Origin of the sequence: Streptomyces sp. TLI_171 (genome assembly GCF_003610255.1) — a bacterium.
Classification (GTDB): Bacteria; Actinomycetota; Actinomycetes; order Streptomycetales; family Streptomycetaceae; genus Kitasatospora.
The window spans coordinates 136,151-150,413 of sequence record NZ_RAPS01000001.1; the positions used below are offsets into that span (position 1 = coordinate 136,151).

Here is a 14,263-nt window from a genome sequence, read left to right on the forward strand (position 1 = left end):
TCATCGGGCGAAGGCGACTTGGCGCTTCGCGCAGCAGCTCCGCGGTCGGGCGGATACTCGCCGCACGCGGAGCTGAGGTAGCCTCGCCCGGGGTCATCCGGCGGTGGCCACGGCAGAAGGATCGGTTGCCCGGCCTGACGGCGGGCGTGCTGGGAGGCGGAGCGTTCGATGGCTGGCTCGAGGACGTCGCGGGACCTGCACCCGGGTGCGGAGGCCGATCGGGCGGAGATCGGCGAGACCGAACTGCGGCTGCTGCTCGCGGGTCTCACCGCGGTGCGCGACGGTGACTTCAGCACCGAGTTGGCAGGTGACGCGGACGGGCTGCTGGGCGAGATCGCCACCGTGTTCAACGGCATGGTGGACCAGCTGTCGCGTTTCACGTCCGAAGTCACCCGGGTCGCCCGCGAGGTGGGCACGGAGGGGCAGTTGGGCGGCCAGGCCGTGGTGCCCGGGGTGTCCGGCTCCTGGGAGGACCTGACCGACTCGGTCAACGCGATGGCGGGCAACCTCACCACCCAGGTGCGCGACATCGCCCAGGTGGCGACCGCGGTGGCGAAGGGCGACCTGTCGCAGAAGATCACCGTCGATGCCCGGGGCGAGATCCTGGAGCTGAAGAACACCGTCAACACCATGGTGGACCAGCTGAGTTCGTTCGCCGGCGAGGTCACCCGAGTGGCCCGCGAGGTCGGCACCGAGGGCATCCTCGGCGGCCAGGCGGACGTGAAGGGCGTGTCCGGCACCTGGCGCGACCTGACCGACTCGGTGAACTCGATGGCGGGCAATCTGACCGGCCAGGTCCGCGCGATCGCCCAGGTGGCCACCGCGGTGGCCGACGGCGACCTGTCGCAGAAGATCACCGTCACGGCCCGCGGTGAGATCCTGGAGCTGAAGAACACCATCAACACCATGGTGGACCAGCTGAGTTCGTTCGCCGGCGAGGTCACCCGGGTGGCCCGCGAGGTCGGCACCGAGGGCCGCCTGGGCGGCCAGGCCGACGTGCGCGACGTGTCGGGGACGTGGCGCGACCTGACCGAGTCGGTCAACGTGATGGCGGACAACCTGACCGCGCAGGTCCGCGCGATCGCCCAGGTCACCACGGCCGTCGCCAAGGGCGACCTGACGCAGAAGATCAGGGTGGACGCGCGCGGCGAGATCCTGGAGCTGAAGGAGACCATCAACACGATGGTCGACCAGCTGTCGGCGTTCGCCGACGAGGTGACCCGGGTGGCCCGCGAGGTCGGCACCGCCGGCAACCTGGGCGGCCAGGCGACCGTCCGGGGCGTGTCCGGCACCTGGAAGGACCTCACCGACAACGTCAACGTGATGGCGTCCAACCTGACCGGCCAGGTCCGCTCGATCGCGCAGGTGGCCACCGCGGTCGCCCGCGGCGACCTCAGCCAGAAGATCACCGTCGAGGCGGAGGGCGAGGTCGCCGCCCTGGCCGGGGTGATCAACACGATGGTCGACACGCTGTCGGCGTTCGCCGACGAGGTGACCCGGGTGGCCCGCGAGGTCGGCACCGAGGGCATCCTCGGCGGCCAGGCCCGGGTGCCGAACGTGGCGGGCACCTGGAAGGACCTCACCGACAACGTCAACTTCATGGCGCACAACCTGACCTCGCAGGTCCGCAACATCGCGCAGGTGACCACCGCGGTCGCCAACGGCGACCTCACCCGCAAGATCGACGTGGACGCCCGCGGCGAGATCCTGGAGCTCAAGACCACCATCAACACCATGGTGGACCAGCTGAGTTCGTTCGCCGCGGAGGTCACCCGAGTGGCCCGCGAGGTCGGCAGCGAGGGGCGGCTCGGCGGCCAGGCCGAGGTGGAGGGCGTCTCCGGCACCTGGAAGCGGCTGACCGAGAACGTCAACGAGCTCGCCGGGAACCTGACCCGACAGGTCCGGGCGATCGCCGAGGTGACCAGCGCGGTCGCCGCGGGCGACCTGACCCGCTCGATCACGGTCGACGCGTCCGGCGAGGTCGCCGACCTGAAGGACAACATCAACGCCATGGTCGGCTCGCTGCGCGAGACCACCCGGGCCAACGAGGAGCAGGACTGGCTCAAGACCAACCTGGCCCGCTTCTCCGGCCTGCTGCAGGGTCAGCGCGACCTCGCCGTGGTCGCCGAGTCGATCATGGACGAGCTGACCCCGCTGGTGGGCGCCCAGGTCGGCGCCTTCTACCTGGCCGAGGAGACCGACGGCGGAACCGTGCTCCGGCTGATCGGCTCGTACGCGTTCCCGGACGGCGGGCGGCCGACCCGGTTCCGGCTGGGCGAGTCGTTCGTCGGGCAGGCGGCCCGCAGCCGCCGCACCATCGCGGTCGACACCCTGCCGGGCGGCTACCTGGCGGCGGCCTCGGGGCTCGGCCGGACCGAGGAGCTGTCGCTGCTGGTCGTGCCGATCGTGGTCGAGGACCTGGTGCTCGGCGTGATCGAGCTGGCCTCCGTTCGGCCCTACACGGCCGCGCACCGGGCGTTCCTGGACCAGCTGATGGAGACCATCGGCGTCAACCTCAACACCATCGTCGCCAATGCCCGGACGGACGAGCTGCTCGGCGAGTCCCAGCGGCTGACCGCCGAACTGCAGGCCCGCTCGCAGGAGTTGCAGGCCCGGCAGGAGGAGCTCCAGGCGTCCAACCTGGAGCTGGAGGACAAGGCCGCGCTGCTGGCCGCGCAGAACCGCGACATCGAGACCAAGAACCTGGAGATCGAGCAGGCCCGTCAGGAGCTGGAGGACCGGGCGCACCAGCTCTCGCTGGCCTCCAAGTACAAGTCGGAGTTCCTGGCCAACATGAGCCACGAACTGCGCACCCCGCTGAACAGCCTGCTCATCCTGGCGCAGCTGCTGGCCCAGAACCCGACCAGGAACCTGTCGGCGAAGCAGGTCGAGTACGCCGGCATCATCCACTCCGCCGGCTCGGACCTGCTGCAGCTGATCAACGACATCCTCGACCTGTCCAAGGTCGAGGCGGGGAAGATGGACCTCAACCCCGAGGCGGTGCCGCTGCAGAGCCTGCTGGAGTACGCCGAGGCCACCTTCAGGCCGCTGACCAGCCAGAAGAACCTGACGTTCACCGTCCGCACCGCGGCCGACGTGCCCGCCGAGCTGGTCACCGACGACTACCGGCTGCGCCAGGTGCTGCGGAACCTGCTCTCCAACGCGGTGAAGTTCACCGAGCGCGGCCAGGTCGAGCTGCGGATCGAGCTCGCGCAGGACGCGCAGCTCCCGGAGGGCGTCCACCGCGGCGGCCCGGTGCTGGCCTTCCAGGTCTCCGACACCGGCATCGGCATCGCGCCGCAGCACCTGGAGAGCGTCTTCGGCGCGTTCCAGCAGGCCGACGGCACCACCAGCCGCAAGTACGGCGGCACCGGGCTGGGCCTGTCGATCAGCCGCGAGATCGCCTACCTGCTCGGCGGCGCGATCACCGCGGACAGCGTGCTGGGCAGCGGCAGCACCTTCACCCTGTTCCTGCCGGTCGCCCGACCGGAGTACCTGGCGCTGGACGCGGGCCCGGGCGCGGGCCCGGCGCACGAGCAGCGGCCGCCGACGGTCGAACTTCCGCACCAGGCCGGCGAGGAGAACTCCGCGCCGCTCCAGCCGCGCCGGCTGCTGGTGGTGGAGGAGCGGCAGGGCGGCCTGCTGTCGCTGGTCGCCGAGAACGCCACCGCCGAGCTGGCCGGGCTGCCGGGGCACGGGGAGGTCCGGCGGCGGGTCGAGGTCGTCACGGCGGTCGGCACGGCGGAGGCCGCGACCGTGCTGGCCTCGAACCCGGCCCACTGCGTGGTGCTCGACCTGGACCTGCGCGACGGCGCCGCGCCGGCGCTGCTGCGGGACATGGGCCGCGACCCCGCCCTGCAGGCCGTCCCGGTGCTGGTGCACAGCAACCGCGGGACGCCGGGCGACACCGAGGAGCTGTACCGCGACGGCGGCCGGCCGCTGGAGGTGATCTCCAGCCTCGACGAGCTGCGCGAGCGCATCGCGCTCCACATGAGCGCCGACCGGCCCGGTGACGTGCCGCCGGCCCGCGGGAGCGCCCCGGACGGCTCCTGGGACGCCGGCGTGGACTCGGCGCTGAACGGCTGCCTGGTGCTGGTCGTCGACGACGACGACCGCAACCTGTACGCGATCACCGGGATCCTCGAGCTGCACGGCATGCGGGTGCTCCAGGCCGAGAACGGCCGCGCGGCGCTGGAGACGCTCGCCGCCAACCCGGACGTCGACGTCATCCTGATGGACGTGATGATGCCCGAGATGGACGGCTACACCGCGACCGCGGCGATCCGGGCCATGCCGGAGCACGCCGCGCTGCCGATCATCGCGGTCACCGCCAAGGCCATGGTCGGCGACCGGGAGAAGAGCCTCGGCTCCGGTGCCAGCGACTACGTCACCAAGCCGGTCGACGCGGGTGAGCTCATCAGCCGCATCAAGGCCCAGCTCGCCCGATAGCCGCCCGTCGGCCCTCGGCCGCCCAGCAGAACCACAGGAGTCCACGTCGTGCAGCACTCCCGGGAGCAGTTCCCCGACGGCGCAGCGCCGCCCGCTCCGGACCGCGCCGGTCTGGTCGGGGCCCAGCGCCGCGCCGAGGTCGGGCCGTCGGCGCCGCCGGCCACCGCGGAGCGGGGCGCCGTCGGCCGGCTCGCCGACACGGTGGCGCAGCTGCGCCGGCAGCTCGACGAGGCGCAGGCGCACGCCGCGGGCCGGTCGGTGGTGGAGATGGCGGTCGGCATCCTGGTGGAGCGGCTGCGCTGCGGGCCCACCGAGGCCGCCAAGCAGCTCCAGGTGCTGGCCGAGCAGGCCGGCAGCACGCCGTTGGAGCTGGCGGCCGACCTGGTCAACCGGGCCGCCGCGGACAAGATCTCCGAGGCCGCGCACGAGTTCGTCGCGCGGGCGGCGCAGCCGGTGTCCTCCGAGGTCGGGGTGCGGCTGCGCAACACCGAGGCCGACGCGCTGAGCGGCGGGGACGCGGGCGCGGCGGCCCGGGCGATGCTGGAGCACGCGCTGCGGCCGCTCGGCGCGGTCGCCGTGGCGATCTGGGCGGCGCACCCGGACCTGTCGTTGTCGCTGGCGGGCAGCGCGGGCTTCGCCGACGCGGAGGCGCGGCGCTGGCGGCACGTGCCGCCGGGGGTGGTCACGGTGGCCCGCCGGGCGCTGGACGAGCGCGCGCCGGTGGCGTACCGGACGCTCGCGGACGGCGCCGTGCCGACGGTCGGCGGGCACGAGGCGGGCGGGGGCCGGCTGGCGGTTCCCGCGGGTGTCGGCGGCCGGTTGATCGGCGTGCTGGAGGTCTGCTGGCGCGACGAGCTGCCCGAGCAGTCCCAGTCGCTGCAGCGCCAGTTCGAGGCGCTGGCCGAGCTGTGCGCCACCACCTTGGAGAGCTGGGACGCGGACACCGCGGTGGAGGGCCCGGTGGGCGGGCCGTTCAACGAGCTGGCCGAGCTCGTCGACGGGGTCCTCGATCCCTGCATGATCCTGGATCCCGTGGACGGGTTCCCGCCGCGCTTCGTGATCCGCCACGCCAATCCGGCGTTCGTGGACTTCGCGGGGCGTCCCACCAGCGCGATCGTCGGCGCCGGCCTGCTGGAGGCGTACCCGCTGGCGGCGCAGGGCGGGAACCTGCTGGAGGCGGTGGAGAACGTCCACGCCACCGGCGCCCCGTTCAAGGACCCGCGGATGCGGCTGACGGCGCTGGTCGACGGGGTGCCGCTGAGCACCGACGCGTACGTGTCGATCAACCGGCACCGCAACCACGTCATCGTGCTGTGGCGGCTGGCCGAGAGCACGTCGCAGATCGCCCGGCTGCTCCACCACGCCCAGCGGCTCGGCCGGATCGGCGGTTTCGAGGAGGACCTGGACTCCCGTCAGGTGGTGTGGAACGACACGCTGTTCGAACTGCACGGCCTGTCCCCCACCGCGCAGCCGGTTCCGCTGGACCGGTTGTCCGACCACGCCCATCCCGACGACCGGGAGGCCGTCCAGCGTTTCCTGCGCACCCTGCTGCACCACCGGCGTCCGGCGTCCACGGCCTTCCGCCTGCAGCGGGCGGACGGGGTGACGCGGCACATCCGGGTGGTCGCCGAGCCGGTCCACGACCGCCTGGACCGGCTCGGCACCGTCCGCGGCGCGTACCAGGACATCTCGGCGCAGCACTGGACCGAGGTCGCCCTCGCGGCCACCCGGGACCAGTTGGCGCAGACCGAGCAGCAGGTCGCCGAGCGGCACCGGCTGGTCCGCCAGTTGCAGCACGCCATCATGCCGCCCAGCGCGGGCCCGCGGACCTTGCACAACCTGGACGTCGCGGTGCGCTACCGGCCCGCGGAGAAGGACCACCTGGTGGGCGGGGACTGGTACGACGCGCTGCCGCTGCCCTCCGGGCAGGTGCTGGTGTGCGTCGGCGACGTCGCCGGTCACGGCATCGAGGCCGCGACCGGGATGGTCGCCCTGCGCAACGCGCTGCGCGGGCTCGCCGCCACCGGGGCGGGCCCCGCCCAACTGCTGGCCTGGTTGAACAGTGTGACGCACCATCTGACCGACAACGTGACGGCCACGGCGGTCTGCGGCCTGTACGACCCGGACCGCCGCCACCTGCGCTGGGCCCGGGCCGGTCACCTCCCGCCGGTGCTGCTGCGCGGCGGGGACGCGGAGTGCCTGCCGCAGGCCGACGGCATCCTGCTGGGGGTGCTCGACCAGGCCGACTACGAGGAGCGGGAGATCGCCCTGGAGCCGGGCGACCGGATCGTGATGTACACCGACGGGCTGATCGAGCGCCGCGACCAGGGGCTCCACGCCTCCCTCGCGGACCTGGTGGCGCTCTCCCGGTCCGCCTCCCGGCAGGGCGTGGTCGCGCTGGACGCGCACCTGGACCACCTGCTGCGTTTCAGCGGCGCCGACACCGACGACGACACCTGTCTGGTGGGCATGGAGGTCCGCTGACCGCCGCTGCTGCGCGTCAGCCCCGGCCGACGGCGCGGGCGTGGCTCTCGACCAGCTCGCGGGCCTGGGCGGCGGTCATCGGGCGGCCGAAGAGGTAGCCCTGGCCGAGCGGGCAGCCCATGGCGGCGAGCAGGTCGCGTTGGACGGTGGTCTCGATGCCTTCGGCGATGACGGTGACGCCGAGGGTGTCGGCGATCCGGGCGATGCCCTCGACCAGGGCGTGCTGCTGCGGGGAGTTGCCGAGCCCGTCGATGAAGGTCTTGTCGATCTTCAGGGTGGTGATCGGGAACTCGCGCAGGTAGGAGAGCGAGGAGTAGCCGGTGCCGAAGTCGTCGATGGCGATGCCGACGCCGAGCGAGGTGAGTTCCTGCATGTCGGAGCGGATCCGGTTGTCGCGGCGCATCAGCACGGACTCGGTGAGTTCGAGGACGAGCGCGGTCGGCGCGATCTTGGCGGTGCGCAGCACCTCGCGGACGGTGTCGACGAATCCGGCGTCGCGGAACTGCCGGGCGGAGACGTTGACGTTGACCCGCAGCGGCGGGCGGCCGGGGGCGGCGGGGTGCGCGGCGATCCACTTGCCGACCTCGTGGGTGGCCTGTTCGAGGACCCAGGCGCCGAGTTGGACGATCTGCCCGCTCTCCTCGGCGATCGAGATGAAGTCGTCGGGCAGGATCATGCCGTGCCGGTCGTGCGGCCAGCGGACGAGCGCCTCGAACCCGGCCAGGTTGCCGGTCTGCAGGCCGATGATCGGCTGGTAGTGCAGCCGGAACGCGGACTCGGTGAGCGCGTCGTCGAGGTTCTCGTACAGTTCGTGCCGCCGCACCAGCCTGGCCTGCAGCGCGGCCCGGTAGTGCCGCCGCTGCCGGCGGCCCGCGCCCTTGGCGGCGTACAGCGCCAGGTCGGCGTGGGTGAGCAGTTCGGTGGTGTCGGTGCTGTCCTCGGTGGTGGCGACGCCGATGCTGGCGGTGACCCTCGCGGCGCTGGAGCTGAGCGCGAACGGTTCGGTGAACAGGCCGAGCAGGCCGTCCGCGACGGCGTCCACGTCGGCCGGGGTGAGGGCGTTCTCGACCAGGACCGCGAACTCGTCGCCGCCCAGCCGGGCCGCGGTGTCGGAGCTGCGCAGCGCGCCGGAGATCCGGTGGGCGACGGCGAGCAGCAGTTCGTCGCCGACGGCGTGGCCCTGGGTGTCGTTGACGGCCTTGAAGTCGTCGAGGTCGATGAAGAGCACGCCGGTGACGGTGCCGCTGCGCTGGGCCCGCTCCAGCGCGTGAGCGGCCCGGTCCTGGAACAGCACCCGGTTGGCCAGGCCGGTCAGCGGGTCGTGGAACGCCAGGTGGGTCAGTTCGCGCTCCATCTGGCGCTGCTCGGTGACGTCGCGCAGGGTCAGCACCAGGCCCTCGACGGTGGGGTCGGCGCGCAGGTCGTTGAACCGGACCTCGGCCTCGATCGGGGTGCGGTCGTGCCGGGTCAGCCGCCAGTGCTCGCGGGGCTGGTCCTGTTCGGCGTCGCGCCCGGGCCCGCCGCGCATCCGGGCCAGCGTCCCGCTGACGGCGTGCCCGTCCTCGGGCCGGACCAGGTCGGTCATCGGGGTGCCGTCCAGCCGGGCGTGGCCGAGCACCCGGGCGGCGGAGGTGGAGGCGTACCGGATGGTGTCGTCGTCGTCGAGGATCAGGATCACGTCGCTGGCGCTCTGCACCAGGGTGCGGAAGTACAGCTCGCTGTTGCGGTGGTTGATCTCCTGGCTGAGCATCACGCGTTCGACGGCGAGCGCGGCCTGCGTGGCGAGGATCTCCAGCGGCCGGCGCAGGTCGGCGAGCTCCTGTTCGGTGCCGGTGGCGACCAGCACGCCGAGCAGCGGGTCGCCGGAGGGGCGTTCGGCGAGGGTGAGCGGGCACAGCAGGGCGTCCGGCATCGCGTGCGGGAGGCCGGGCACGGTCGGCGGGAGATCCGCGGTGGGCAGCAGCAGGGTGCTGTCCGGGGAGGCGAGGGCGAGCAGTTCGCCGGTCGGCCCGTGGGCCGTCGCGCCCTGTGCGGCCTGGCCGACCGGCCGCGCGTGCGGGGTGCGGGCGACGGCGAGGAAGGCCAGGTGGCCGGGGCGGTCGGCCATCAGGGCGGAGGCGGCGGTCTCGACGCCGGCGGCGATCTCGTCGACGGTGACGGCGGCGGTCAGCCGGGAGCCGGCCTCGCGCAGGGTGCGTTCGCGGACGGCGGCCCGCCGGTAGGCGGCGACCACGACGGCCAGCCGGGCCAGCACCAGCAGGTACAGCACGGCCGAGAACGCGCCGATCACGCCGGTGTTGGTGGTGTTCCCGCCGAGCGACTCGACCAGCAGGATGGCGGGCGCGATCAGCGCGGCGAGGGTGAGCAGCAGCAGCCGGCCGAAGCCGAGGCCGGGCTGCTGGGTGGGCAGCGGCTTGGTGAGTTCGACCATCGAGGGGTGCAGCGCCGCCGCGCCCCAGGCCGCGTAGAGGACGGCCCAGCCGAGGTCGACGGGCGTGCCGATGTGCCAGCTGCCGTGCAGTTGGATCAGGCCGTAGGCGGTGTCGGAGGCCAGGATGCCGACCGTGCCGACGGTCAGCAGTTGCAGCGACCGGCTGCTGCCGCCGCGCGGGGTGAGCAGCCGCAGCAGCAGGGCGAGGACGACGATGTCCCCGAGCGGGTAGGCGATCGACACGGCCCGGGAGAACCAGTCGATGTCGGGGTTCCGGGCGTACGGCAGGATCAGGTAGATCCAGGCCAGCAGGGCCAGGCTGATGGTGAGGATCAGCGCGTCGAGCAGCCCCGCCCAGTCCTGCCGGGCCTTGCGGCGGCGGATGAAGACCAGCGCGCCGGCCGCGTACAGCACGAACTCGGCGAGGTAGAAGACGTCGGCGACCGACGGGAACGGGTTGTCCAGGTGCAGGAACTGGGTCTGCACGACCTGGGTGACCTCGCCGGCCGTGAAGCTCACGTTCGCCAGCGCCAGCAGGTACCACGGCAGGGCGTGCGCCGGGCGGTTGAGCCGGACGCCGACGACGACGGCGGCGGCGCCGCTCAGGCCGATGCCGGTCCACCAGACGAGCCGCTGCGACGGGTTGGCGTAGTAGATGCCCGTGAGCAGCGCCATCCATAACAGGTAGTAGGCCATCAGCCGTTGTCGGCGGGGTGTCAAAGAGTCACCTCCTGCTTGTCCTGGGCTGGGACCGACGGCTTGTGACGGCCTTTCTCCACCATGGGTGCATATAGTCGAATAGCACAATTTTGCATGTCCTACCGGGACATACGCACGCGAGGTCAACCACGTGGTCGAACGAGCAGGCGGCATGAACGGGATCCCAGCACCGGCGGACCGGGGCCACTGGTCCGTGGTCCGGGACGACTCCGGCCGGCACGCGATCCACCCGGCGGCGGCGTCCTTACCCGCGGGCTGGCACCCGGTCTTCGGGCCCGCCGGACGGCCGGAGTGCCGGTCCTACGTGGACCGCGCCTGGCGGCCCGGCGAGCTGGGCCTGGCCGACGCTCCGCCCGGCGGGCAGCCGCGGAGCGGCCTCGCTCCGGTGCCCGCGGCCTTCCGGGAGCGCGCCGCACGGCACCCGGAGGCGCTCGCGGTCCTCGGCGAGGCGGGCTCGCTCTCGTACGGCGCGCTCGACCGCCGCAGCGACCTGCTGGCCGCCGCCCTGCGCGAGGCCGGTCTGCGCCCGGGCGACGCCGTACCGGTCTGCCTCCCCCGCGACACGGACCTGGTGGTGGCCTGGCTCGCGGTCCTCAAGGCGGGCGGCGGGCTGCTGCCGATGGACGTGTCCTGGCCCGCCGAGCGGCAGTCCCGGGTGCTCGCGCAGTGCGGCGCCGCGGTCGCCGTGGCCGCTCCGGACCCGGGCTGGCCGGGGGTGCGCATCCTCGGGCCGGACGCCCGCGGCGGGGCGCCGGGCGACGGGGGCCCGGCCACCGGCGGCCCGGACGGCCTCGCCTACCTCATCCACACCTCCGGCTCCAGCGGCGTCCCGAAGTGCGTGGCCGTCGCCCACGGCCCGCTGGCGTTCACCCTCGACCGGGTGGCCCGGGCGTACGGGCTGGGCCCCGGAGACCGGGTGCTGCAGCTGGGGGCGCTCGGCTTCGACACCGCGCTGGAGCAGGTCCTGGCCCCGCTCACGGCGGGCGCGGCCGTGGTGCTGGGCGGGGCCGACACCTGGGCGCCGACGGAGTTGCTGGACCGGATCGGCGAGCTGCACCTGACCGTCGCCGACCTCACCCCGGCGTACTGGCACCACCTGCTGGCGCAGGTGCCGCCGGGCGGACTGGGGCACGCGGGGCTCCGGCTGGTGGTGGTCGGCGGGGACGTCGTGCACGTCGACGACTGCCGGACCTTCCTGGAGCGGCTGCCGGACGTCCGGCTGCTGAACGCGTACGGGGTCAGCGAGGCGGCGATCACCTCCACCCTGTGCGAGGTCACCGCGGAGCTGCTGGGTGACGCCGCGGCCCTGGCGCCCGCGCCGATCGGGCGACCGCTGCCGGGCGTGCGGGTGCACCTGCTGGATCCGCTGCTGCGTCCGGTCCCGCCCGGCGGGAAGGGCGAGATCCACCTGGCCGGGCCGGGGCTGGCGCTCGGCTACTGGCGCGACGCCGCCGCCACCGCGGAGGCGTTCGTGCCCGACCCGTTCGCGGCGGAGCCGGGCGGGCGGATGTACCGCACCGGCGACGCCGGGCGGCTGCGACCGGACGGGGTGCTGGAGATCCTCGGCCGGCTGGACGAGCAGGTGAAGGTCGGCGGGTTCCGGGTCGACCCGACCGAGGTCGAGGCGGTGCTGACCGGGCATCCGGACGTCCGACTGGCCAAGGTGGTCGCGGACCGGACCGCGCCGGACGGCAGCGTCGCCCTCACCGCGTACTACACCACCGCCGATCCGGCGGCCTCGCGCGCGCCGGGCCGGATCGGGCTGATCCGGGCCCACCTCGCCCGGCACCTGCCCGCGTTCATGGTCCCCGCCGCGTTCGTGCCGCTGGCGACGATGCCGCTGACCGCCGCCGGGAAGATCGACCGCCGGGCGCTGCCGCGCCACCCGGCGCCGCACGGCGGCTCCCCCGCCGCGCCGCCGACGCCCGGCCCGGACGGCGGCGTGCCCACGGACGCCACCGAGCTCACGGTCGGTCGGCTGTGGGCGGAGCTGCTCGGCGTGGACCACGTAGAGCCGCTGGACGACTTCTTCGCGCTCGGCGGCACCTCGCTGCTGGCGATGGAGATGCTCGCCCGGGTCCGGCTGCTGGCCGACATCGACGTCACCCGGGTCCGCGGCCTGACCCGCGCGCTGCTCGGCGATCCGACGCTGCGGGCGTTCGCCGCCGCCGTCCGGGGGGCCCGCGGCGGCGCCGAGCCGGGCGGCGGCGCCCCGGACTGGGTCCGCGAGACGGAGGTGCGGTACCCGGTGCGCCACGGCGGCGGCTCCGCGCCGGACCGCACCGAACCCGCCGAGCTGCTGCTCACCGGCGCCACCGGGTTCTGCGGCGCCCACCTGCTGGAGACCCTGCTGGCCACCACGCGCGCCCGGATCCACTGCCTGGTCCGGGCCCCCGGCGACGCGGCAGCCGCCGAGCGGCTGCACGCGGCCCAGGAACGCTTCCTCGGCCACCGGCTGGACGACCCGCGGATCGTCCCGCTGATCGGCGACCTGACCGAGCCGCTGCTCGGCCTGCCGCGGCACCGCTTCGACCGGCTGGCCGAGCACCTCGACGGCATCCACCACCTGGGTGCGCAGGTCAACTTCCTCTACCCGTACCACCAGTTGCGGCGGGCCAACGTGGACGGCACCCGGGAGGTGGTCCGGCTGGCCGGCCACCGCCGCGCGGTGCCCGTGCACTACGTCTCGACGCTCGCCGTGCTGGCCGGCTTCGGGCCGGCCGGTGTCCGCGAGGTCGACGAGCGCACCCCCTCGCCCACCCGGAACACCTCGGCGTCGGCTACGTGGAGACCAAGTGGGTCGCCGAGCAGCTGCTGCACCGGGCCGCCGCCGAAGGACTGCCGGTGACGGTGATCCGCACCAACGACGTCACCGGCGACCTGTCCGGCGGGATCATGAACCCGGCGACCGAACTGTGGGCGCTGATGACCTACTTCGCCGAGAGCGGCCACTACCCGGCGGTGCGGCTGCCACTGGACTTCGTGCCCGCCGACCGGTTCGCCCGGGCCGCCGCGCACCTCGCCGCGCACGCCCCGGCCCGCGGCGACGTCTACCACCTCGCCTCGCCCGAGCCGGCCTCGCTGCCCGCCCTGGCCGCCCGGCTGCGCGCCGCCGGCCACCCCGTCACCGAACTCCCCTACCGCGAGTGGGTGCGGGAGCTGGTCGCCTTCGCGGCCGCGCACCCCTCGCACCCCGTCGCCCCGTACGTGCCGCTGTTCGTCGACCGCGCCCCCGGCACCGACCTGACGATCAGTGAGATGTACTTCCAGCCCGTCTTCCCGCGCTTCGACCGCAGCCGGGCCGAAGCCGCCCTGGCCGGCAGCGGCATCGAACTGCCCGCCGTCGACGACCGCCTCCTCGACCGCTGCGTGGCGCAGCTCGCCGGGGCCGACCGCCCGGGCCCGTCATGACCGCCCTCGACGACCTCGACCTCGCGCACGCCCCCGGCGACGCCCCGGTGGCCTTCGGCGCCGAGCTCACCGCCCCGGTGCTGCTGGCCGCGTACCGGCGCGGCCTGTTCCCGATGCCGGGCGACGACATCTCCGCCGCGTTCAACGAGGCGGTGCACGCGCCCGACGTGGTGGCCGGGCGGATCCGGGTGCTTCCCGGCCCCGCCGCGCAGGATCCGTACGCGCTCGCCTGGTGGTCCCCCGATCCGCGGCCGGTGGTCGCGCCGGACCGGGTGCACCTGCCTACCCGGCTGCGGCGGAGCCTGCGCGGCCGGCTGCGCTGGCACACCACCGCCGACCGGGCGTTCGGCGAGGTGGTGGCCCGCTGCGCGGAGGGGCGGCGGCCGGCCTGGCTCACCCGGGGGCTGCGCGAGGCGCTGGAGCAGCTGCACCGGGGGGGCGCCGCCCACAGCGCCGAGGTCTGGGACGGGACTGCGCTGGTCGGCGGCGCGTTCGGGGTCGCCGTCGGCGGGGTGCTGAGCCTGGATTCGATGTTCCGCCACCGCCCGGGGGCCGACCGGGTCGCCGTCGCGGATCTCGCCGCCCGGTTCGGCGCGGTCGACGGCCGGCTGCTCGACGCCCAGTGGGACAGCCCGCACGTCCGCGCGTTCGGCACCAGCCCGATGGCCCGCCCGCAGTACCTCCGCGCCCTGGCCGCCCCCTCCGCCGTCGCCCCGCTCACCACCGAACCGCTGCCCGCCGCCCGCCTGGGCTGACCGGAGCGTTCCG

Annotated in this window: 6 protein-coding genes and 1 pseudogene; 6 read left to right on the forward strand and 1 reads right to left on the reverse strand. The window is 74.2% G+C overall.

The features are described from left to right. The first annotated feature begins 168 nt into the window (after positions 1-168). Together BX266_RS00655 and BX266_RS00660 are read left to right on the forward strand one after the other, a co-directional pair. A complete protein-coding gene (locus BX266_RS00655) occupies positions 169-4,449 on the forward strand; it encodes a HAMP domain-containing protein (RefSeq protein WP_099896984.1) in 4,281 nt (1,426 codons plus the stop codon). Between the two features lie 48 nt (positions 4,450-4,497). Then, positions 4,498-6,933 carry a SpoIIE family protein phosphatase gene (locus tag BX266_RS00660; protein ID WP_180290332.1) on the forward strand — a complete coding sequence of 812 codons (2,436 nt, stop codon included), beginning with the start codon at positions 4,498-4,500 and terminating at the stop codon, positions 6,931-6,933. Between the two features lie 16 nt (positions 6,934-6,949). Here the strand turns inward: BX266_RS00660 and BX266_RS00665 are convergent, their stop codons facing one another. Beyond that, positions 6,950-10,084 carry a bifunctional diguanylate cyclase/phosphodiesterase gene (locus BX266_RS00665; protein WP_143686832.1) on the reverse strand — a complete coding sequence of 1,045 codons (3,135 nt, stop codon included), beginning with the start codon at positions 10,082-10,084 and terminating at the stop codon, positions 6,950-6,952. A gap of 151 nt (positions 10,085-10,235) precedes the next feature. On the opposite strand from BX266_RS00665, the pseudogene BX266_RS41080 reads away from it, so the two are divergent. The 4 genes and pseudogenes from BX266_RS41080 to BX266_RS00680 form a co-directional block, all read left to right on the forward strand. After that, a pseudogene (locus tag BX266_RS41080) lies at positions 10,236-10,382 on the forward strand (MbtH family NRPS accessory protein); the annotation flags it as partial. Positions 10,383-10,388: 6 nt separating this feature from the next. Next, entirely contained in the window at positions 10,389-12,932 is a 2,544-nt protein-coding gene (locus BX266_RS00670) for an amino acid adenylation domain-containing protein (protein WP_259464465.1), read from the forward strand. After that, a complete protein-coding gene (locus tag BX266_RS00675) occupies positions 12,869-13,495 on the forward strand; it encodes an SDR family oxidoreductase (RefSeq protein ID WP_120314343.1) in 627 nt (208 codons plus the stop codon). The genes BX266_RS00670 and BX266_RS00675 overlap by 64 nt, the downstream gene beginning before the upstream one ends. Then, positions 13,492-14,250 (forward strand): leucyl/phenylalanyl-tRNA--protein transferase, encoded by a 759-nt coding sequence (locus BX266_RS00680; protein WP_099896987.1) that lies wholly within the window; start codon positions 13,492-13,494, stop codon positions 14,248-14,250. The genes BX266_RS00675 and BX266_RS00680 overlap by 4 nt, the downstream gene beginning before the upstream one ends. The last annotated feature ends 13 nt before the right edge of the window (positions 14,251-14,263 follow it).

What these genes read in the sequence shown, in the direction of transcription:
- BX266_RS00680 (WP_099896987.1), top strand. Translation starts at nt 13,492, where the DNA reads ATGACCGCCCTCGACGACCTCGACCTCGCGCACGCCCCCGGCGACGCC.
- BX266_RS00655 (WP_099896984.1), top strand. Translation starts at nt 169, where the DNA reads ATGGCTGGCTCGAGGACGTCGCGGGACCTGCACCCGGGTGCGGAGGCC.